The following is a 21,201-nucleotide window of genomic DNA, read 5'->3' as shown; positions in this document are numbered from 1 at the left end:
GGCCATGCTCTACGGTTTCGGGCGTCTGGCGCTTGTGTTGTGGCTGTGCGCCGTGGGCGGGCAGGCGTTCACCCTGTTCGCCTTTCACAACGCGGTGGCGGAGGCGCACACGGCGGAAATCGCCGCGCGCGCGTCGGCGCTGGCCAGCCGCGTGGCCGCCAGCGCGGCGGAGCGCGCGGCGATCGGCTTTCCGCTCGCCGACCAGAACGACCTGCAAAGGCTGATCGAAGTGGCGTCCACCGGCGGCGGTGGCGTGCGGCTCTATGTTGTGGACCCGCGCGGCACCGTTCTGTTCGCCACCGCCCAGGCGGCGGGAACGCCGGTGCCGGCCTCCTGGATGGGCGGCGCCGCCGGGCTGCCGGCGGAGCCCTGGGACCTCGCGGACCGCGACGGCGTGCTGGTCGGCGTGCCGGTGGCCGACGCGCTGGGCAAGCCCGCCGGCGCCGTGCTGGGCCTCGCCCCGCAGCAGGACGCGCGGGTGGAGGTTCTGGCCGCGCTGCGCGAGACGGCGACGGTCACCGCCGTCTTCCTGGCCGCCATCGGGCTTCTCGCCGTTCTGGGCACGCGGCTGCTGCTGTCCGGCGTCTGCCGGTCCGTTCTGGAGCGGACGGCCTTCTACGCCGCCGAGGCGCGGCAGCTTCAGGCCGACGCGCCCGCCGCCGTGGCGGTGGGCGATCCGGCGCTGTCCGCCGTCCTGGCCGGGCTGCGCGCGGCGGAGACCGAGGCCGCCCGCATCGACGGGGAGGTGTTGCGATGAGCCGCCCGGTGACCCTCTTCCCCCAGCGCGGCGTGCTGCGGCGCTTCATCCCGCTGATGGCGGTGGTGGTGGTCGTGCCCTGGCTCGCCACGCTGGCGGCGGCGCTGATCGCCGCGGCGGGACTGGCCGACCGGGGAACCGCCTCCCGCGCCGAGATCGTCGGGACGGGCATCGCCCATGACCTGGAGAAGGCGCTGGCGCTCGGCCTGCCGCTCGACCGCATGGCCGGGATGGAGGATTATCTGGGCGAGGCCGGCGGGGTCTTCCCGGAGATCAAGCTGATCCTGGTGGTGGACGGCGCCGGACGCCCGCTGTTCCAGAAGTCCGACGCCGCGCGCCCCGACCTGTCGGTCCGGCTGGTGCCGGCGGAGACCGATTGGTCCGCGCTGGGGCTGGTCCTGCAGCGCTTTCCCATCCGGCAGGGCGCCGCCACGGCGGGTGAGGTCCTGCTGGGCCGCAACGCCGTGGCGCAGCCGGCCAACGCGCAGCGCATCCTGATCGACTTCGCGGTGGCGCTGAGCATCGCGCTGGCGCTCGGCGGGCTGGCGCTGCGCACGATGCTGAACGCCCAGGTGATGGCGCCGCTGCGGCTGGCGGCGTCGCTGGAGTCCAACCTCGCGCGCTCCGCCTACGACCGCATCGCGCCGCCGGTGGAGCAGAGCCTGATCGGCAACCTGCTGGCCGAGATGAACCGGGTGGTGACCGGCGTGAACGACCGCTTCGCCCGGCTGCGCAGCTATCTGGCCGAGGTGCGCGACCTCAGCTTCAACAAGGACGCCGCGGCGGAGGTGGCGCCGCTGATCGAGCGGATCGAGCGGCTGGGCCGCTTCTCGCCCGACCGCCTGACCGCGCTGGCCCTGCCGGACGCCGGGTCGCTGCCCTACGCCACCGCCTTCTGCGCCGGTGTGGGGGCGGCCGTGGCCGCCGCGGTGGCGGCGCGGCACCTGCCGCCGGGCGTGGCGCTCGGCGGGGTGGTGCTGGGCATGGCCGCGGCGGTGCCACTCGCGCTGGCGCTCGGCCGCCGCGCGCCATTCGCGTCGGCGCCGGCGCTGGGCGCCTGGGCGCTGCTGACCGCGCTGGGCGACGGGGTGGCGGTCTGGCTGGCCGGTGCGGTGCTGGGCGGGCTTTGCGCGGCGCTTCCCTTCCAGGCGGCGCGGCCGGCCGCGGAAAACCTGCGCGCCGGGCCGGCGGTGTCCGCCGCGGGCGGTCTGGTCGTCGGGACGGGGCTGTCGGTCCTGTGCCTCGGCGGCGCCGTGCCCGGCGTTCTCATGGCCGGAGCGGTGCTGTCCGGGCTGGCCGGTCTGCTGGCCGCCGTCCGGCTGGAGCGGCGGGGCGGTCTGACGCTGCCGCGCGTGACCCTCCGCGCCGTGCTGGCGATGGACCGCTGGTGGGCGGACGGCGCGGTGCGCCCCAAGGGGTGGGGGCTGTGGCTGGTCACCGCGTTGGCCGTGGCGGTGTTGAGCCGGGCCGACGGCGACGGGGCGATGGACGCCCGCCGGGTTGCGGAACTCCTCTGGCTGCACGCCACGCCGGCCTGGCTGGCCGCCGCGCTCGTCGCGGTGCTGGTGCCGCGGAGCGCGGCGGCGCTGCTGAGCCTGGGCGCAACGGCGGCGGTCGGGCTGCTCCTGGCGCTCGGCCCGGTGGAGCCGGGAACGGCCGTCGCGCTGGGCGTTGCCGCGGCGCTCGGCGCCGGGCATGCCGGCTTCGCGGCGTCCGGGGATTGGGGGGGCATGACCGCGGTCCGCGCCGCGCTGACCCTGGCCGGGACGTTCGGCCTGCTGTGGCTGGCCGGCGGGAGCAACGCGGTGGTCGCCGCCGGAACGCTGCCCTCCCTCGCCCTGCTCGCCGGGATCGCCGCCCTGCCGCCGCTGGCGCTGGCCCTGTGGCGCCGCGCCACGCCGCGCCGGCGCGTTCCGCTCGAAGGGGAGGCCGCGCGATGACCGGTCTTCGCCAGCGCATGACGGTCGCCGCGGCGGCGGTGGTCCTCGCCGTGCTCGTCACCGCCGCGGTGTTCGCCCTGCTGCGCATCGAGAGCTGGGCCACCCGCCACGCCGAGGACGAGGGGCGGATGACCCTGCGGCTGTGGGAAGGGCTGCTCGACCAGTCCGCCGCGGCCGCGCGGGTGGCGGTGGGCGATCCCCGCCTCACCGACGCCCTGGAGCGCGGCAACGCCGCGGCGGTGGCGGAGCGTATCGGCGCTCTGGGCTTCACGGCGGTGACGGTGGTCAATGGGGCGGGGCAGACCCTGCTCGCCGTCCCGGCCGACCAGCCGATCCGCGTCCTCGACGAGCGGCGCATCGGGCAGGTGCTGGCCCGCAACGACACGCAGGACGGTCTGGTCCTCACCGGCGGTGCCGCGCAGCTTCTGCTCGCCCGCCCCCTCGGCGCGCAGCGGCCCGCCGACCGGGCGCTGGTCGCCACCCGTCCGCTGACCGGCAGCCTGGAGGCGCTGGCCGGCGTCCTCGGCGGCTCCGCCTTCCTGGTCGGCGGCGACGGCGCGTTGTACGGCCACGCCGGACCGCTGACCTGGGCCGACGTGCGTCCCGCCGCGGAGCGCGGCGAGGAGGTGCAGGCGACCATCGGCGCCCGCGGCTACGGCGTGCGCAAGCTGCGCCTGCCCAAGGTGGCCGGCACGGAGGGGGACGGCACGCTGTACCTCGTCACGGCGCGGGAGACCACGCTGGCCGCCATGGCCGACAGCCTGCTCGACAGCTCCGCCATTCTCGTCGTGCTGATGGTGCTGGTGGCGGGGACCCTGGGGCTGGACTGGTATTTCCGCCGTGTCTTCACGCCGGTCTACGCCTCCATGTCCGCCCTGTCGGCGCTGGCCGCGGGGGACACCGGCGTCGCCGTGCTGGGGGCGGAGCGCGCCGACGAGGCCGGGCAGCTCGCCCGCACCGTCGAGGTCTTCCGCAGCCGCAGCCGCGCGCTGCGCGACGCCGAGGAGCGGCGTGCCCGCCACTGGCTGCGCCAGCAGTCCTTCATCCGCCGCCAGATGCTCCGCCTGTCCGAAACGCTGCCGGAGCAGGGCCGGCGGGAACTCCTCGCCGACCTCGCCCGCATCGAGGCCGCGTCGGAGGGCCGGACGCCCTGCGCCCGCACCGACGACCCCGGCGCGCTCGCCGTCGCCTTCGAGGTGATGGCCGAGCGCGTGCGCGACCAGCACACGGCGCTCGACGGGATGGTCCGGCAGCTTCAGTCCGCCCTGGACACCCGCACGGAGCTTGTCGAGCTGCAGAAGCAGTTCGAGATCGCCCGGCGCATGCAGGCGGCGATCCTGCCGCCCGACCTCACCACGGCCCCCGATCTGGAGGCGTCCGGCCTGATGCGCCCGGCGGCGGAGTTCGACGGCAGCTTCTACGATTTCTTCCTGACGGCGGACGGGTCTCTGGCGGTCCTGATCGGGCAGGTGTCCGGCGGCGGGCTGGCCGCGGGCTTCATGACGGTGACGGCGCGCGCCGCCCTGCGGACGCTGGCGGCGGCCGGGCTCGGGCCGGCGGCCTGCCTGACCGGCGCCAACCGTCTGCTCGCGGCGGACAACGCGGCGGGCCTGTCGATCGGGCTCGCCATGGGCATCGTGTCGCCGCGCTCGCGCCGGCTGGTCTTCGCCGCCGCCGGCGTGCCGGAGCCCTTCCTGCTGCGGCGCTTCGGCGACGTGGTGGACCTGCCGGTGGCGGCCAACCCGCCGCTCGGCCTCGATCCCGCGATGACGGCGGTGGAAACCGCACTCGACCTGCCGGTGCCGTCCACGCTGGTGCTGTGCAACGGCGGGCTGCTGGACGGCGAGAACCGCTTCGGCATCGCCTTCGGGCGGGCGCGGCTGACCGGCATCCTCGGCAACCTCGACGACCTGTCCGCCTCCAGCGTCACAGCGGCGGTGTCGGCCGGGCTGGCCGAGCATGGCGGCGGTGCCGCGATGGCGGTGGACCGGCTGTGCGTCGCCCTGCGGGTGCGGGCATGAGGACGCGCGGCATCCTGGCCGGCGCGCTCGCCCTGGTGGGCACGCTGCTCGCCGGGCCGGCGGCGGCGGAGGTGGCCCCGGTATCGGACGGCGGCCCCGCGCTGTTCCAGTGCAGCCGCTACCTCCGCAACGGGGAGGCGCTCTACGGCATTCCGCCGGGCATCCTGCACGCCATGAGCGTCGTGGAGTCCGGGCGGGCGGGCATGCCCTGGCCCTGGGCGCTGAACGTCTCCGGGCGCCCGCACTACCCGGCGACGCGGCGCGAGGCGCTGCGGCTGATGCAGGACGGCGAGGGCGGCCTGCGCGGCGACGTGGCGGTCGGCTGCATGCAGATCCACACGCGCTGGCACGCCGGCTCCTTCGCGGGGGGCGAGGACATGCTGGACCCCGCGGTCAACGTCGCCTACGCCGCCCGCTTCCTGCGGGAGCTGTACGACCGCCACGGCTCCTGGACGGAGGCGGTGCGCCGCTACCACGCCAGCGACCCGACGGCGCAGGACACCTATCTCTGCCTCGTGCTCGACCGGCGGGTGCGGCTCGGCTACCAGCGCGAGACGGCGGAGATGCGCCGGCTGTGCGGCGGCCCGGACTCGTGAGCGCGGTGCCATGAAGAAACTCCTGCTCGGCGTGCTGGCGCTGCTTCTCCTCCTGGTGGCCTTCGCCGGCGGCTATTTCCTGGCCGGCGGCGGCTTGCCGGGTGCGGCGGAGGACCCCGCACCCGCCGGGGCGAGTGCCGCGCCCGCCGCATCACCCGCCGCGCCGCAGGAGACGGCGAAGGCGGAGCCGGACAAGGCCGCGCCGGCCGCCACGCCGGCCGCGGTGCCGGTCCGTCCAGTCGCTGCCGTGAAGGCGGCGACGGCGCGCTTCTCCATCGAACTCGGCGTGTTCCGCTCCGCCGGCAACGCCCAGGACTTCGCGGCGGCGCTGGCCGGGCGGGGCCTGCCGGTGGAGATCGTCGAGACGATGGACGCCGCCGGGGGGCAGTGGCACCGTGTGCGCGCCGGCGCCTTCGCCGACCGCTGGCAGGCCGAGGCGCGCCGCCCGTCCTTCGAGCGGACCGCCGGGATCGGCGGGGTGGTGGTCGAGGAGCCGCTTCCCGCCGCCCAACCGGCGAAGGCCGGCGGCGGCGAATGATCCAGTTCGGACCAAGGGGGTAACCCGCTGGATTTGCGGGCTTCTCCGCATGGTGGGGTGGGCTTCCGGCCCGTCGCCGCGAAACCCCCGCGGGACTACGCCAGAACGAACCAGACAGCGCGCGGATTTGGGCCGCCGGGATGCTTCTATCAGGCTGGGCCGCCGCCCTGCACGGCGGGCGGTCCGCCCGATGGTGTCTTCCCCAGGATTTCCCGCGATGACCACGATCACGCTCGGACGATGGCAGGTGGCGGCTCTGGCCGCCGGTGTCGCCGTGCTGACCGTCGTGGCTCTGCTGCTGGGCGCGGTGATGGCGGCGCTGATCCTGACCGGCGACGACGACGCGCCGGTGGCCTCGGCTTCGGCTCCCGCCACGGCGTCATCCAACGCGGCGTCATCCAACGGGGCGCCGGCCGCGGGCGGCGGTTTGGCCGCGATGGCGAAACGCAACGTCGCCGACAGCTTCGAGGCCCGCCAGGGCGTGATCGAGACGGCGGACATCTTCAGTGACGAGGCGCGCGGACGGGCGATCTCGGCCACCGAGCCGGTGACCCGCGGCGCCGCCGACGCGGCCCGCCGCTTCCTGCCCGGCTGGATGGCCGGCACCGCCGCCCACGTTATCGAGAAGACTGGCTACCGGGTCACCGAATTCGCCGGCAACAGCGTGGAGGGCGTCGTCGAGGACACGCTGAACGACCGGCTGGACGCCCTGAAGGAGGACGGCCCGGCGCCGGTCCGCCACTACGCCATCGAACTCGGTCGCTTCGCCACCCCGGCCAACGCGGAGTCCTTCGCCGCCGCCGCCGCCCAGCGCGGGGTGCGCGGCACCGTCGATTTCGCGCCGCTGCCGGGCGGCAACGCCCCCTACGCCGTGCGCACCGGACGCTACGCCGCTGCCGACGAGGCCGCCCGCGCGCTGGACGCGCTGACGCGGGCGAACGGCGTGACCGGGACCGTCGTCACCCTTGCCGAAGCGGGAGAGCGCTGAACGCCATGACTCCGGTGAACGGAAAAGGATTTGGGCCGCAATTGGGATTTGCCGGCGCGCTGGTGCTGGCGCTGATGGTCGCGGGGTGCGCGGACAAGCCGCGCGCCGCGCTGGACAGCGTGTCCTTCACGGTCGCGCCCGCCGCCAACGACACCACGCCGGTCGCCATCGACCTCGTCGCCGTCCGCGACAAGGCGCTGGTGGACAAGCTGGGGGCGCTGACCGCCGCGGAGTGGTTCGGCCAGCGCGAGCAGTCCCTGCGCGACCACCCGACCACGCTCGGCGTGACGAGCTGGGAGCTGGTCCCCGGCCAGACGCTGAAGGCGGACCTGCCGCCGGGCGAGCCGGCCTGGGCGATCCTGGTCTTCGCCAACTACGCCACGCCGGGGCCGCACCGCCTGCGCGTGCCCGACACACGAACGCTGACCCTCACCGCCGGGGACAAGGATGTCGAACTGGTTCCGTGATGTTCTTTCCCAATCCGTGAGGGCCGCATGACCGAGGCGCGCGACATTCCCGACGCCATCGACTGGCACGACGGGATGCTGCTGGCCCCGCAGCATTTCCAGCAGCAGGCGCTGCGGCACGAGCGGCAGCTGACCTACCATGTCCGGCAGGCGCGGCCCTTCCATTGGGGCGTCGTCCATCTCCAGGTCGACCGGGTGCAGCTCGTCTCCGGGCTGGTCCAGGTGCGGGAGCTGGAGGCGATCCTGCCCGACGGCCTCGTCGTGGACTACCGCGCCGGGATCGACGAGCCGCTGGAGGTGGACATCTCCGCCTACGCGGACCCGGTGGGGCAGACGCAGATCACCATCCACCTGATCGTACCCGCCGCCCGCGGCGACCGCGCGCCGGGGCCGGGGGAGACGCCGCGCTACGTCTCGGTCGAGGGTGCGCCGGTCGCCGACCAGCACGGCGGGGAGGAGCTGTCCATCGCCCGGCTGCGCCCGCGTCCGGCGCTGTTCGCCACCACCGGTCCGACGCAGAAGCCGCCGCAGAAGTTCGTCTCGATGCCGATCGCGCAGGCGACCTTCCGCAACGACGCCTTCGTGCTGACCGACTTCGTGCCGCCGGCGCTGACCGTCGCCGCCAACGCGCCGCTCGGCCGGCTGGGGGCGGAGGTGGTGCGGCGCGTGCGCGAGAAGGCGCTGTTCCTGGCCGAGCGTTCCGGCGTCGGCAACGGCAACCCGGCGACCGAGCTGGCCGAGGCAGCGCGGGCGGAGATCCGCAGCCTCGTCACCGGCCTGCCGCCGCTGGAGGCGCAGCTCGGCGTCGGCGTCTGCCACCCCTTCGACGTCTACATGTCGCTCTGCACGCTGGCCGGTCACCTGTCGGCCTTCGCCAGCGGCGCCGTTCCGGCAAAGCTGTCGCGTTACGACCACGACGACCCGATGTCGAGCTTCGGGGAGGTGCGCGACTTCATCCTGCGCATGATCGACCGCGTGAAGGAGGGCGTCGCCCGCATCCCCTTCACCTTCGAGGACGGCATGTTCGGCCTGTTGATGGACGAGACCTGGCTGAAGGGCCGGCTGGTCGTCGGCGTGCGTGGTCCGGCCGCCGCCCCGGTCAGCGAGGTCGCCGCCTGGATGGAGAACTGCATCGTCGCCTCGCGCTCGCGGCTGGAGACGCTGTCCGGCCTGCGCGTCAAGGGGGCCGAGCGCGTCGCGCTGGACGACAGCGGCGAGGGCGGGGTGGCCGCCCCGCGCGGCGTGGTGCCCTTCGAGATCAAGGTCGATCCCCGCTATATCGTCCCCGGCGAGCGGCTGGAGATCTGGAATCCGGACTCGCTGGGCAGCCGATTCCGCCCGGTCGAGATCACCCTCTTCGTCAGCGCCTGAGGCTGGGAATGACCGCCATGCTGCACCGCCGGGATCTGGTCGATCACTTCCTCGCCTTCGCGCGGGAACTTCGGAAGCACCGCGCCACCGTCGGGGGCGCCGGGCGCCCCACAGCCGCCGCCGCGAAGCCGGAGGGCGCCGCGGGCGAGACGGCGGACAGCCTGCCCGCCTTCCTGACCGAGGACGCCCTGGCGATCCCGGCGCCGCGCGGGGCCGCCGCGGCGGTGCCGGCCCTGGCGCTGGAGCCCGACGCCGAGATCATCATCCGCCGTCTTCAGGACTTTCTGGAGGCGCAGGCGGTCCAGGTCGGGCGCACCGGCACCGACCTGATGATCAGCCAGCACCGCGAGGCGCAATACGCCATGGCGGCGCTGGCCGACGACCTGTTCATCCACGACGTGGAGTGGAACGGGCGGGAGCTGTGGCGCAGCGTGCTGCTGGAGCAGGCGGTGTTCCGCACCCGGCTGGCCGGCGAGCGGGTGTTCGACCGGATGGAGGCGCTGCTCGCCAGCAACGACCGGCGGCTGGTCCAGCTGGCGGCGGTCTATCTCTGCGTGCTCGGCATGGGCTTCAAGGGACGCTGCCGGGTGCCGGGCGGCGAGTCCACCCTGCGCGACTACAGCGCCCGCCTGTTCGAGTTCATCGCCGGCCGCGAGTCCGAGCTGGGCGCCGGGGTGCTGCCCACGGGGCGGACGCTGATCCCCGCCGCCTACGCCTGCACGCTGACCGACGGCAAGGCGCGCACGCTGGCGCGCGGGCCGCGCTGGCCGCTGGTGCTGGGGGCCATCGCCGGGCTGTGGCTGGTGCTGGGTCAGGCGCTCTGGTGGATGTCCACCGCGCAGCTTTCCAACGCGGCGGACGCGGTGCTTCAGGCATCGGTCCGCGTGACCCGCTGACGGGAGAGGACGGTCATGGAACTCCTGGCAGCGGTCCTGTCCGGCATCGCCGGCAACCAGTTCTGGGTCTTCGCGGGGCTTCTCGTCCTCGTGCTGGTGATCATCGCGGTGATGGCGGCGATCCTGCTGCGCGCCCGCAGCGCGGCGCCGCCCGCCCCGGCGGAGCCGGCCGCCCTGCCGCCGCCCGATGTGGCGGAGGAGGGCGGGGCGGTTCCGGCGCTGTCCGCCAACGCGCCCGACGTCACCATCCGCGACATCCGCCGGCTGTTCCGCGACGGCTTGGCCGCCTACCGCGAGACGCTGTCGCGCAACGTCTATCTGGTGCCCTGGTACCTGCGCACGGACGTCGCCGCGTCGGACGACGCCGGCCTGCTGTCCTGCGCGGAGGAGGTGCGCCCCCCCGTGACCGCCGAGCGCCACGCCGGCTTCTCCTGGCGCTTCTACGACCGGGCGGTGGTCATCGACGTGGACGACCCCCGCGCCGCCTGGGCGGGCGTGCTGGACCTGCTGGGCCGCCGCCGCCCGATGCTGCCCGCCGACGGGCTGATCCTGACGATCCCGCTGGCCGAGCTGGACGACGTGCGCCGCGCCACCGCGCGCGGGACGGAGCTGTACGCCCGGCTGTGGGAGATTCAGCGCACGCTGGGCTTCGCCCTGCCGGTGTATGTGGTGGTCATGGGCTGCGAGGAGGCGCCCGGCTTCGCGGCTCTGGCCGAGGCGCTGCCGGCGTCGCTGACCGGCGGCATGCTCGGCTGGTCGAGCCCCTACGCCCTGGAGACCGCCTTCTCCCCCGACTTCGTGAGCGAGGCGCTGCAGTCGCTGGCGGACGGCCTGCTGGCGGTGGAGCTGGAGGTGTTCGGCGCGACGGCCACGCCGGACGGCGCCCCGCTGTTCGCGCTGACGGAGCGGCTGACCGGGACGGAGGCGGCGCTGCGCGCCCTGCTCGGCACCGCCTTCAAGCGCACCGCCTATCAGGAGACGCTCTACGTCCGCGGCCTCTACTTCACCGGCCGCCCCGACGCGGATGCGCCGGCCCTGTTCGGGCGCGACCTGCTGAACCGCAAGATATTCCCCGAGGCCGGGCTGCCCAAGCCGACCCGCGCGCTGGCCGCGTCCCGCGCGTGGCGCCGCTACTCCTGGCCGGTGGGGACGGGGGCCGCCGCCCTGGCCGCGATCCTGCTGCTGTGGATGGGGGTGCAGCGCGCCTCCACCCTGTCGGACCGGCTGGTTCCGGTCCTGGCCGACATTCCGGGAGGGCTTCAGCAGCTCGCCGACCAGCGCCCGGCGGTCGAGGCCGGGGCACCGATGACCGCCGCCTACGGCGACCCCGCCGCCCGCTTCGTGCAGGGCGTGACGATGCTGCCCACCGATTGGACCTTCAACCCGCTGCCGGCGTCGTGGATCAGCGGCGTCCCGGATGCGGTGTCGGGGGCGCTGGCCGTCGGCTACCGCCGCTTGGCCCTGTCGACGGTGCGCGACGTCGCCGAGGACCGGCTGCGCCGCCTGACCCGCGAGGGCGGGGTGGGGCCGGCGGGGGCGGGCGCCTTCGAACGGCTGCGCGCCTTCGCGGGCGAGATCGGCATCGCCGAGGGGCTGGCCCGTGCCTACAACAACGTGGACGCCCGCGACCCGACCCTGCCGCTGGACGAGGTGCTGGACTTCGCGCTGGGCTCCGGTGTGGCGCGCGGCTTTTCCGCGCGGCTGCACGGTTGGGAGATCGACCAGCCGCCGGGCGGCACCGCCATCCCGGCGCCGGGACCGGGGGCGCAGCGCCCCATCGACCTGACCGCGCACCGGGCGGAGGTCAGCCGCCGCTTCCGCCAGTACGCCGACGCCTATCTGCGCGACCTCGCCATGGGCGGCCTCGCCGCCGCCCGGCTGTCGGTCGCCGCCAACGAGCTGGAGCTGCTGGCCGGCGGGGCGCGCTCCGGCGCCGACGCTGCGGCGGCCTACGCCGAGGTGCTGTCGAGCCTGGAGGACGCCGCCCGCGGCCTGGGGGCGGAGCGCGGCGCCTGGATCGGCGCCAACGGCCCCGTCCTGCCGCCGGAGTTCGAGGCGCTGCTGAGCCGGCTTGAGAAGTCCGACCTGCTCGGCCCCAACCTGCGCGCCGACATCCTGGATCTGGCGCAGCGCCGCTACGACGAGGCGGGGGTCGGCGCGCGCAGCCTGGATTCGGTGATCGGCCGCCTGCTGGAGCAGGCGCCCAACGGCGGCGCCCGTCTCGCTCCGGCGGCGGAGCAGCTTCGCCGCACCCTGTCGGTGTGGATGGCCCGCCGCTTCATGAAGACGGACGACAGCGGCGCGCTGGCGATGCCCGCCGTGGGCGCCGGCTGGGACCGCGCCGCGCTGGACAGCATCCCGCCGCTGGTCGAGGACTATCTCCTGTTCGACGCCAAGGACCTGCCGCAGGCGCCGGCCATGCTGCGCACCTCCATGCGGGCGGCGGCGCAGCACCAGCTCCGCCAGGGGGTGGAGCGCATCCTCGCCCGCGCCCTGGCCGGCAGTCCTGGTTATAGCGGGCCGGCGGGCGGCGGCGTGGACCGGGCCGGCGGGCTGGCGCAGCTCCGCGCCTCGGCCCACGCGCTGCGCACCGCCTTCCCGGTGCTGGCCGAGACGATGCAGTCCTTCCGCCAGATCGGGCTGACCACCTCCGCCGACACCATCCGCGACACGGTGGCCCGGCAGGCCAACGCCGTGCTGGCCCAGGCCGACCGGCTGCTGGAGGGCGACCAGCTCTACCGGCCCGACGCCCACGCGCTGGACGTCTGGGTGGACGGCCCGCTGGTGCCGCACCTGCTGTTCGGGCAGACCACGCCGGCCGGGCTGGCGCTCTATCTCGGCAACGCCCGGCAGGAGGTGACGGTGCTCGCCCGCGACATCGCCGCCCCGGTGGTCGAGATCCTGGAGCGCCCGGTGATGGGCGCCGGGACCGGATCGGGCGCCGCCTCCAAGTGGGCGCGCATCATCACCGAGCTGGACAAGTATGACGGCGGGCGCCCGAACAGCTCGCTGGCGCAGCTCGAAAAGTTCGTGACGGTGGAAAGCGCCGCCGTGGACGCCGCCGGGTGCCAGAATCTGGGCGCCATCGACGGGGTGCCGGACGACTTCTTCCGCAGCCGTCTGGCCGAGCTGAAGCAGTGGATCGCCACGCGCTGCGTCCTGGCCGCCGACGCCCGCGTCTACGACGCCTATGTCGACATGGCCGCGTCCTTCAACGAGATGCTGGCCGGCCGCTTCCCCTTCGCCGCCGCGTCGGTGTCGGGCGAGGACGCCGACCCGGCGGCGGTGCGCGCCTTCTACGAGCGGTTCGACGCGCGCTCGGCCTTCGTTCTGGAGGGCTTGCGCCGCGGCGAGCGCTTCGGCACCGCCGGGCGCGAGGCGCTGCGCTTCGTGGAGACGATGGAGCGGGCGCGTCCGCTGCTGATCGCCGCGGTGACCCCGGACCAGAGCGGCGGTCTGGCGCTCGACCCGGCCTTCCGCGTCAACCGCGGCCGCGAGGCCGGGGGCAGCGACATCATCGAATGGAAGCTCGCCACGCCGAACGGCGCGCTGTCCAGCATGCTGCCGCGCACGCCGCTGCGCTGGTATCCGGGCGACAAGCTGAGCGTGACGCTGCGCTGGGCGAAGGACGGCACGGTGCTTCCGGTGTCCGGCGTCGGCGCGGGGGTGACGGTGGACGGACCCTCGCTGCGCTTCGACTATGACGGCCCCTGGGCGCTGTTCGCCCTGGCCAGCCGGCAGGCCGCGCCGCAGCGCGACCGCCGCCCCGGCCCGGACACCGAACCGCTGCTGCTGTTCGAGGCCACGGCCAGCGGGCCGGTCAAGGAGGCGGCGGCCGCCGCCCCGATGCCGATCGCTCCGGCCGTTCAGGCGGCGCCGCAACCCGCGGTGAAGCCCAACGTGCGGGTCTTCATGACGCTCGCGGTCAAGCGCACCGTCCTGGCCGACGGCAAGCCGCCGCGCGAGGAGAAGGTGGCCGTGCCGGCGCTGCCCGCCCAGGCGCCGCCGCTGGCCCCGGTCGGCTCCATGCGGCGGATGCCGGGGCTGGCCGGCTGGCCGGCGCCGTCGGGCGCGGTGGCTCCGGCGGACCGCGCCTTCTTCGATCTGGGCACCGCCCCGTCCCAGCCCCCGATGCTCCGCCCCGCGGCCCAACGCTTCCCGTGAGCAGCCCCATGACCGCATCCCACCCGCTGATCGACATCGGCGCCCTGCTCCAGCCCATCCCCGGCGACGATCCGGCGGGCGACGACTTGCGCCATGGCCCGGAGTTCGACGCGCTGACCGAGGCGCGCCGGATGGACGACGATCTGGACCAGGGCATCTGGCAGACCACCGTCAAGAAGGCCGATTGGAAGGGCGTCGTCCTGCAGGCGTCGGACCTGCTGAAGACCCGCACCAAGGACCTCCAGGTCGCGGCGTGGCTGGTCCAGGCGCTGGGCCGCCTGCACGGTCCGGCGGGGCTGGCGCCGGGGCTTCTGCTGGTCCACGGACTGGTGGAGGATTTCTGGGACGGCCTCTACCCGCGCCTGGACGACGGCGACCCGGAGCCGCGGCTGGCGCCGCTGGTCTGGCTGGACAGCCAGCTGTCGCGCGATCTGATGGCGACCGCCGTCACCCATCCGGGGCCGAACACCGACGAGACGCACCGCTTCCAGGACTGGCAGAACGCCCAGCGCCTGCGCAAGCTCGCCACCCGCGACCCGCGCGCCTTCCACGCGGCGGTGGACGACGGGGAGGTCACGGTCGAGCAGATCCTCGCCGCCCAGGACCGCACCCCGCCGGACTTCTACCAGATCCAGCATGGCCATCTGCGCGACACGGTGACGGCGGTGCGCACCCTGGCGGCGGAGCTGGACGCCGTGGCCGGCCGCTCCGCCCCCGGCTTCAGCCAGCTTCTGAAGACTCTGGAGAGCCTGATCCAGTTCCACCGCGAAGCGCTCGCCAAGCGCGGCATCGATCCGGACGGCGCCGCCGCGACGGAGGAGGCCGAGGGCGGGGAGGAGGCCACCATCGACGCGTCCGCCGAGATCGTGCCCGCCGCCGCCTTCGCCCGTACCGGCGGGCCGCGGACCCGGCAGGAAGCCTACGCGATGCTCCACCAGATCGCCGATTTCCTGGCGCGGGAGGAGCCGCACAGCCCGACCTCCTACCTTGTCCGCCGCGCCGCGGCCTGGGGGAACCTGTCCCTGCCGGAGCTTTACGCCGAGCTGCTGGGCGACCGCGGCGAGGTCGGACGGATCTTCGGCTTGTTGCGTCTTGAGGAGCGCTGAGCCATGCCCCGCATCCTGCTCGACTACCCCGGCATCAAGGGCGAGTCGCTGATCCGCAACTACAAGAATCTGGCCGAGTGCGTCAGCTTCGACCTGTCGTCGGGCAAGCGCGAGGTCGGCGGCTTCAACTACGACGACCCGATCGAGGAGAACTCCTACTTCGGCAGCCGGAAGGCGCAGAAGCAGGACAAGCTCGGCGTCGACAGCCTGAAGCTGGAGCGTCACTTCGACCTCGCCTCGCCCAAGCTGATGCAGGCGGCCTTCGATCCGCAGAAGAAGGACGTCACGGCGACGATCCACTTCTTCCGCACCTTCGCGCAGCTGCAGGGCGGCGAGCATTTCGGCCAAAGCGACATCTTCGCCGAGCCGTACCTGACCATCACCCTGAAGAACACGCAGATCACCGAATACGAGCTGTCCATCGACAACGACGACAGCAGCAACGGCACCGAGACCATCGCGCTGGCCTTCGACCAGCTGCAGATGACCTACCAGCACCAGATCGACGGCCGGAAAATCGGCCAAATCCGTGGCGACATCACATTGGCGAGCAAGTCATGACCCAGTCCAACCCGTCGGCCCTGACCGGCGACACCACCGTCCTGTCCCGCAAAGGCGCGGAACGCCGTGGCCCGGCGCGCCGGGCGGAGCATTTCCTGGAGCAGGTGATGTTCCAGAGCCGCTGGCTCCTGGCGCCGCTCTATGTCGGTCTGGTGGGCGCCCTGCTGATGATCGGCTGGCGCTTCGCGCTGGAGCTGGTGCACGCGCTGCCGCTTCTGGTCCATGGCACGGAGAACGACATCATCCTGATCGTGCTCGGGCTGGTCGACCTGACGATGGTCGGCAACCTCGTGCTGATGGTGATCTTCAGCGGCTATGAGAACTTCGTCTCGAAGATCGACGTCGCCGGCCACGCCGACCGTCCGGAATGGATGGGCAAGCTGGATTTCAGCGCGCTGAAGGTGAAGCTGATCGCCAGCATCGTGGCGATCTCCTCCATCCAGATCCTGAAGACCTTCATGAACGTGTCGGAGGTGTCCGACCGCGACCTGATGTGGCTGGTCGCCATCCACATCACCTTCATCGTCTCCGGTGTGCTGCTGGCGACGATGGACGTGCTGGTCAAGAAGAGCCACGCGCACTGACATCCGGCAGGAAAGGAGAGGGCATCATGATTCGGTATGCGCTGGCGTTTCTCGCCATGCTTCTGACCGGCCTGCCCGGAGCGTCAAAGGCGGAGCCGGCCAAGGTGGTGGTCGGCACCTACGTCAACCAGATCACCGGGGTGAATCTCCGCGACAACCAGGTCAATGTGGACTTCTACGTCTGGTTCCGCTGGGACGACGACTCCCTGAACCCGCTGGAGACGTTCGAGCTGATGAACGGGCGGATCGAATCCCGCACGCCCACCCCGGTCCGCAAGCTGAAGGACTCCAACTACGGGCAGGCACGCGTCCAGGCCGTTCTGAACCAGCCCTGGGACGTCAGCCGGTTCCCCCTGGACACCCAGACCATCCGTCTCGTGATCGAGGACAGCGACCAGACGGCGGAGTACGTCGTCTACGTGCCGGACACCGACAACAGCACCGTCGATCCGGACGTGGACGTCTCGGGCTACACGCTGATCAACAACGGGGCCACCATCTCGGCGCACCGTTACCGCACCAACTACGGCGACATCACCCTGCCGAAGAACCACGAGTCCGTCTATTCCCGCTACACCCACGCGATCACCCTGGAGCGGCCGGATTCGGTCTATTACATCAAGACCTTCTCGACCATCTTCATCTCCTCGGTGGTGGCCTTCCTGGCCTTCCTGGTGAAGCCGGTGGACCTCGACCCCCGCTTCGGCCTGGGCATCGGCGCGCTGTTCGCCGTGGTCGCCTGCTACTTCGTCATCGCCAGCGACCTGCCGCGCAGCAGCGGCTTCACCCTGTCGGACCGGGTCAACCTCGCCTCCATGGGCATGATCTTCCTCAGCCTGATGCAGAGCGCGGTGTCGCTGATGATCTACGAGCGGAACGCGGCGAAGTCCCTGCTCCTGGACCGCTGGTCGCTGGTGGTCTTCCCCGTCGCCTATGCGCTGCTGTGCGTCTGGCTGACCACGGTGTGACGCCGCTGCGGGGCGCCGCTCCGGCCTGAGCTTCGCCACAATCCTCCGTCATGCTCCGCAGGACGTGACGAGGGAGACTGGCATGATCGGAAACCGGACGGCGCTGGCGGCGGCGGCGTTTCTCGCCATCGGGATCGCGGTGGCGGGCTGGACGGCGGGGCGGGAGGTGGCGCAGGTCCGGCTGGCCGACCGTTTCGTCACCGTGAAGGGCTCCGCCGAGCGCGAGGTCAAGGCGAACCTCGCCCTCTGGCCTCTGCGCTTCGTCGCCACCGGCGACGACCTGTCGGCCGTCCAGGCGAAGACGGCGGCGGACGAGAAGGCCGTGCTGGCCTTTCTGGAACGCTACGGGCTGGGCGCCGACGCCGTCGTCTCGCGCTCGCTCGATCTCGTGGACCTGCTCGCCCAGGCCTACCGCCAGGGGCCGGCGGACCAGCGCTACATCCTCACCCGCACCCTGATGATCCGCAGCCCCGACGTGGAGCGGGTCGACCGTGCCAGCCAGAATCTGGCGGAACTGCTGGACCAGGGCGTGACCCTGGGTGGGGAGCCGGGCATGGGCTCCGGCCCCAATTACCTGTTCACCCGGCTGAACGACGTGAAGACCGAGATGATCGCGGAGGCGACCGCCAAGGCGCGCGAGGCGGCGACCCAGTTCGCCACCGACAGCGGTGCGACGCTGGGCGGCATCCGCCGCGCCAACCAGGGCCTGTTCCAGATCCTCGCCCGCGACGAGGCCCCCGGCATCATGGAAAGCCGGCAGATCGACAAGATCGTCCGCGTCGTGTCCACGCTCGACTGGGAACTGGTCGACTGATGGGGCGGAACAGCGCCCCGTCCGCATCCATCGTTGTGTAGAGCATCTATATATTGGACCCGCCGCATCCGGCCATCCTTTGCCAAAGGGGTGGTGCGGGCGGCGTGGCGTGTTGCGGTGCCTCAAGGCGTGATGAAGTCAAAGCTGATAATCTTGTTTCGATAATCCGCCTTCTTCGACATCAGACAAACAACACAGCATCATCGAACGCCGAAGAGCGCCCAGAAAATCGGCACAATGAGCGGATGACGTGCATCGGATGCACGGCGCGCCTCGGACGACGCCCCGATTTTCAGACCGGCATCACGGCTGTTGCCACCCTTATCCCTCAAAATTTGATGGTATTGGCAGAAAGCGCTAGTTCACCTGTGCGGAGCATGGTTATATAGCCAGCATATATAGCGAATTCGGGGTGACCGCTGATGTCCGTCCAACCGCAGGTGTCGTTCGCCGGGCCGCACGCGTCGCCGATCGGCGCCGAGCGCATCCGCCTGCTGGAGGCGGTGGGGCGCGAGGGCAGCATTTCCGGTGCGGCGCGGTCGGTCGGAGTCACCTACAAGGCGGCCTGGGACGCCATCGACGCCATGAACAACCTGTTCGGCCGTCCGCTGGTCGAGGCGCAGGCCGGCGGAAAGCGCGGCGGTGGAACCGCCTTGACGCCGGACGGCGTGCGGCTCGTCGCCACCTTCCACCGCCTGCAGAGCGAGATGGTCCGCGCCTTCCAGGTGCTGGAACCGGAACTGAACGGCACCGGCCTCTCGGCGGCCAGCCTGATGTGGGGATTCTTCATGCGCACCAGTGCCCGCAATGCCCTTCGCGGAACCGTCACCGCCATCACCGACGGGGCGGTGAACGCCGAGGTCACCCTGGCCGTCTCGGACCAGACCTCGATCGTCGCGATCATCACCCGTGACAGCGTGCGCGACCTGGGCCTGTTCCCGGGGCGCGCGGCGACGGCGCTGATCAAGGCACCCTTCGTGATCCTCGCCCCGGCGGACGAGGCGAAGCGCACCTCGATGCGCAACCGCGTGGAAGGCGTTGTGGGCCGCCGCGAGGACGGGGCGGTCAACAGCGAGATCACCCTGGACATCGGCGGCGGCAAGACGCTGACCGCCATCATCACGCTGCGCAGCGCCGACGACATCGGCCTGAAGCCCGGCGACCCGGCCTGCGCGCTGATCGACGCATCGCACATCATTCTTGCGGTGGATTGACGATAGATCGGAAGGAGTTTTTCGAATGAAGCGTTTCCTGCTTGCCGCCGTCGCGCTGCTGTCCGTCTCGGCGACGGCCCGGGCCGACGAATTCAACGTCGCGGTCGCCGCGAACTTCACCGCCCCGGCGAAGGAGATCGCCACAGCCTTCGAGCAGAAGACCGGCCATAAGGCCGTCCTGAGCTTCGGCGCGACCGGCCAGTTCTATGCCCAGATCAAGCAGGACGCCCCCTTCGTCGTCTTCCTCGCCGCCGATGACGAGACGCCGAAGAAGGCGGTGGAGGAGGGCTTGGCCGTTCCGGACTCCCGCTTCACCTACGCCGTCGGCCGTCTGGTGCTGTGGACCAAGGCCAGCGACGCCCCGCTGGGCGAGGATACGCTGCGCAAGGGCGCCTTCGAGAAGCTGTCGATCGCCAACCCGGCGACCGCGCCCTATGGCCTCGCCGCCGTGCAGACGATGAAGAAGATGGGCGTCTACGAGGCGATCCAGCCGAAGATCGTCCAGGGCAACAGCATCGCCCAGGCCTTCCAGTTCGCCGAGACCGGCGCCGCCGAGCTGGCCTTCGTGGCCCTGTCCCAGGTGATCGCCAAGCCGGACGGCACCCGCTGGCCGGTTCCGGAGGCGCTGCACGACCCGATCTTCCAGGACGCCGTCCTGCTCAAGAAGGGCGCCGGCAACGAGGCCGCCACGGCCTTCCTCGCCTTCCTGAAGGGGCCGGAGGCCGCCGCGGTGATCTCCAAGTACGGCTACGGCACGAGGGCGCCGAACTGACCATGCCGGCCTCCCTGGTAAGGACAGCCCGCCGATGAGCTGGCAACCGATCATCCTGACGCTGGAACTGGCGGCGCTGACGACGGTCATCCTGCTGATCGTCGGCACCCCCCTGGCCTGGTGGCTGGCGCGGTCCGGGGCTTGGTGGAAGGAGGCGGTGGCCACGGTGGTGGCGCTGCCTCTGGTCCTGCCGCCGACGGTTCTGGGCTTCTACCTGCTGATGCTGCTGGGGCCGAACGGCCCCGGCGGGTGGCTGGCCTCCCTGTGGGGCGCCCGCTCCATGGCCTTCACCTTCGAGGGGCTGGTCATCGGGTCGGTGCTGTATTCCATGCCCTTCGTGGTGCAGCCGATCCGCAACGCCTTCGAGGCCTTCGGCGACCGCCCGCTGGAGGCCGCGGCGACGCTGCGCGCCTCGCCGCTCGACACCTTCTTCACCGTGGCGGTGCCGCTGGCCCGCCGCGGCTTCCTGACCGGCGCCGTGCTGGGCTTCGCCCACACCATGGGCGAGTTCGGCGTCGTCCTGATGATCGGCGGCAACATCCCCGGCCAGACCAAGGTCCTCTCGGTGGCCATCTACGACTATGTCGAGACGCTGCAATGGGACGAGGCCCATCTGCTGGCCGGCGGCATGCTGGTCTTCTCCTTCACGGTGATCCTGACGATGATGATGCTGGAGAAGCGCATCGGGCGGGGCGGGCGATGAGCCTGTCGGTGCATTTCCACGGAACGCTCGGCCAGTTCGCGCTGGACGTGGCGTTCGAGGCGCCGGGCCGCGGCATCACCGCCCTGTTCGGCCCGTCCGGCTGCGGCAAGACCTCGGTGCTGCGCTGCGCGGCCGGGCTGCAGCGGCTGAACGGGCGTTTCGCCCTGGACGGCGATGTCTGGCAGGAGGGCCGGACCTTCCGGCCGACGCACAAGCGGCCCATCGGCTACGTCTTCCAGGAGGCCAGCCTGTTTCCGCATCTGTCGGTGCGCACCAACCTGCTGTTCGGCCATCGCCGGACGGTGGGGCGCGGCGTGCCGGAGCACATCCGCCTGGGCGATGTGGTGGATCTGCTGGGGCTGGGGCACCTGCTCGACCGCTCGCCGGAGCATCTCTCCGGCGGCGAGCGCCAGCGCGTCGGGGTGGGCCGCGCGCTGCTCTCGCAGCCGAGCCTGCTGTTGATGGACGAGCCCCTGGCGGCGCTGGACCGCTTCAGCAAAGAGGAGATCCTTCCCTATCTGGAGCGGCTGCATGGCGTGCTGTCCGTCCCGGTCCTCTATGTCAGCCACGACATCGCGGAGGTCGAGCGGCTGGCCGACCATCTGGTGCTGCTGCGCCAGGGGCGCGTCGTCGCCGCCGGCCCGATGCAGGAGCTTCAGGCCGATCCCACCCTGCCCATCGCCCGCATGCCGGAAGCCGGGGTGACCCTGCCCGCGGTGGTGGCGGGGCGGGAGGACGCCT

Annotated in this window: 19 protein-coding genes (1 of these 19 running past the window's edge); all 19 read left to right on the top strand. The window is 72.5% G+C overall.

The features are described from left to right. Positions 1-4 precede the first annotated feature (4 nt). Positions 5-757, top strand: coding sequence for a hypothetical protein (locus TSH58p_RS23485; protein WP_247874224.1), 753 nt, complete (start codon positions 5-7; stop codon positions 755-757). After that, complete coding sequence (locus TSH58p_RS34250; protein WP_247874223.1) at positions 754-2,697, top strand: hypothetical protein; 1,944 nt, start codon at positions 754-756, stop codon at positions 2,695-2,697. Before TSH58p_RS23485 ends, TSH58p_RS34250 begins: the two co-directional genes overlap by 4 nt. Then, positions 2,694-4,718: a SpoIIE family protein phosphatase gene (locus tag TSH58p_RS23475; protein WP_109071730.1), complete on the top strand. Its 2,025-nt coding sequence runs from the start codon at positions 2,694-2,696 to the stop codon at positions 4,716-4,718. Before TSH58p_RS34250 ends, TSH58p_RS23475 begins: the two co-directional genes overlap by 4 nt. Next, complete coding sequence (locus TSH58p_RS23470) at positions 4,715-5,314, top strand: lytic transglycosylase domain-containing protein (RefSeq protein WP_109071729.1); 600 nt, start codon at positions 4,715-4,717, stop codon at positions 5,312-5,314. The genes TSH58p_RS23475 and TSH58p_RS23470 overlap by 4 nt, the downstream gene beginning before the upstream one ends. Before the next feature lie 10 nt (positions 5,315-5,324). After that, positions 5,325-5,852, top strand: coding sequence for an SPOR domain-containing protein (locus tag TSH58p_RS23465; RefSeq protein ID WP_109071728.1), 528 nt, complete (start codon positions 5,325-5,327; stop codon positions 5,850-5,852). Between the two features lie 217 nt (positions 5,853-6,069). Further along, entirely contained in the window at positions 6,070-6,840 is a 771-nt protein-coding gene (locus TSH58p_RS23460; protein ID WP_109071727.1) for an SPOR domain-containing protein, read from the top strand. Positions 6,841-6,845: 5 nt separating this feature from the next. Next, a complete protein-coding gene (locus tag TSH58p_RS23455; RefSeq protein WP_109071726.1) occupies positions 6,846-7,307 on the top strand; it encodes a hypothetical protein in 462 nt (153 codons plus the stop codon). A 27-nt stretch (positions 7,308-7,334) separates the two neighbouring features. Then, positions 7,335-8,678 (top strand): type VI secretion system baseplate subunit TssK, encoded by a 1,344-nt coding sequence (tssK, locus tag TSH58p_RS23450; RefSeq protein ID WP_109071725.1) that lies wholly within the window; start codon positions 7,335-7,337, stop codon positions 8,676-8,678. Between the two features lie 8 nt (positions 8,679-8,686). Further along, on the top strand, positions 8,687-9,574 hold the full coding sequence (locus TSH58p_RS23445; protein WP_109071724.1) for a DotU family type IV/VI secretion system protein: 888 nt from the start codon (positions 8,687-8,689) through the stop codon (positions 9,572-9,574). A gap of 15 nt (positions 9,575-9,589) precedes the next feature. Continuing rightward, a complete protein-coding gene (locus TSH58p_RS23440) occupies positions 9,590-13,738 on the top strand; it encodes a type VI secretion system protein (protein WP_109071723.1) in 4,149 nt (1,382 codons plus the stop codon). A gap of 8 nt (positions 13,739-13,746) precedes the next feature. Beyond that, positions 13,747-14,844: a type VI secretion system protein TssA gene (gene tssA, locus TSH58p_RS23435; protein ID WP_247874222.1), complete on the top strand. Its 1,098-nt coding sequence runs from the start codon at positions 13,747-13,749 to the stop codon at positions 14,842-14,844. Between the two features lie 3 nt (positions 14,845-14,847). Further along, the gene (locus tag TSH58p_RS23430; RefSeq protein ID WP_109071721.1) at positions 14,848-15,405 is read left to right on the top strand and encodes a type VI secretion system tube protein Hcp; all 558 of its coding nucleotides are present in this window, start codon (positions 14,848-14,850) and stop codon (positions 15,403-15,405) included. After that, entirely contained in the window at positions 15,402-15,989 is a 588-nt protein-coding gene (locus TSH58p_RS23425) for a TIGR00645 family protein (RefSeq protein WP_109071720.1), read from the top strand. The genes TSH58p_RS23430 and TSH58p_RS23425 overlap by 4 nt, the downstream gene beginning before the upstream one ends. Before the next feature lie 26 nt (positions 15,990-16,015). Further along, a complete protein-coding gene (locus tag TSH58p_RS23420; protein WP_109071719.1) occupies positions 16,016-16,957 on the top strand; it encodes a hypothetical protein in 942 nt (313 codons plus the stop codon). 82 nt (positions 16,958-17,039) lie between these two features. Further along, positions 17,040-17,771, top strand: a complete 732-nt coding sequence (locus TSH58p_RS23415) for an SIMPL domain-containing protein (protein WP_109071718.1) — start codon at positions 17,040-17,042, stop codon at positions 17,769-17,771. Between the two features lie 422 nt (positions 17,772-18,193). Next, entirely contained in the window at positions 18,194-18,985 is a 792-nt protein-coding gene (locus tag TSH58p_RS23410) for a TOBE domain-containing protein (RefSeq protein ID WP_109071717.1), read from the top strand. A 25-nt stretch (positions 18,986-19,010) separates the two neighbouring features. Continuing rightward, positions 19,011-19,757, top strand: coding sequence for a molybdate ABC transporter substrate-binding protein (gene modA / locus TSH58p_RS23405; RefSeq protein ID WP_109071716.1), 747 nt, complete (start codon positions 19,011-19,013; stop codon positions 19,755-19,757). A 34-nt stretch (positions 19,758-19,791) separates the two neighbouring features. After that, the gene (gene modB / locus TSH58p_RS23400; RefSeq protein ID WP_014198586.1) at positions 19,792-20,460 is read left to right on the top strand and encodes a molybdate ABC transporter permease subunit; all 669 of its coding nucleotides are present in this window, start codon (positions 19,792-19,794) and stop codon (positions 20,458-20,460) included. Further along, a protein-coding gene (gene modC / locus TSH58p_RS23395) for a molybdenum ABC transporter ATP-binding protein (RefSeq protein ID WP_109071715.1) crosses the window boundary here: on the top strand, positions 20,457-21,201 show its 5' portion. The gene runs 347 nt beyond the window's last position; 745 of the gene's 1,092 nt are visible here — the first part of the coding sequence; its start codon is at positions 20,457-20,459; its stop codon lies beyond the right edge, outside the window. Before modB ends, modC begins: the two co-directional genes overlap by 4 nt.

It is taken from the genome of Azospirillum sp. TSH58 (assembly GCF_003119115.1).
Taxonomy (GTDB): Bacteria; Pseudomonadota; Alphaproteobacteria; order Azospirillales; family Azospirillaceae; genus Azospirillum.
The sequence above is the reverse complement of the archived record's forward strand: the minus strand, read 5'-3'. Positions and strand labels throughout refer to the sequence as shown.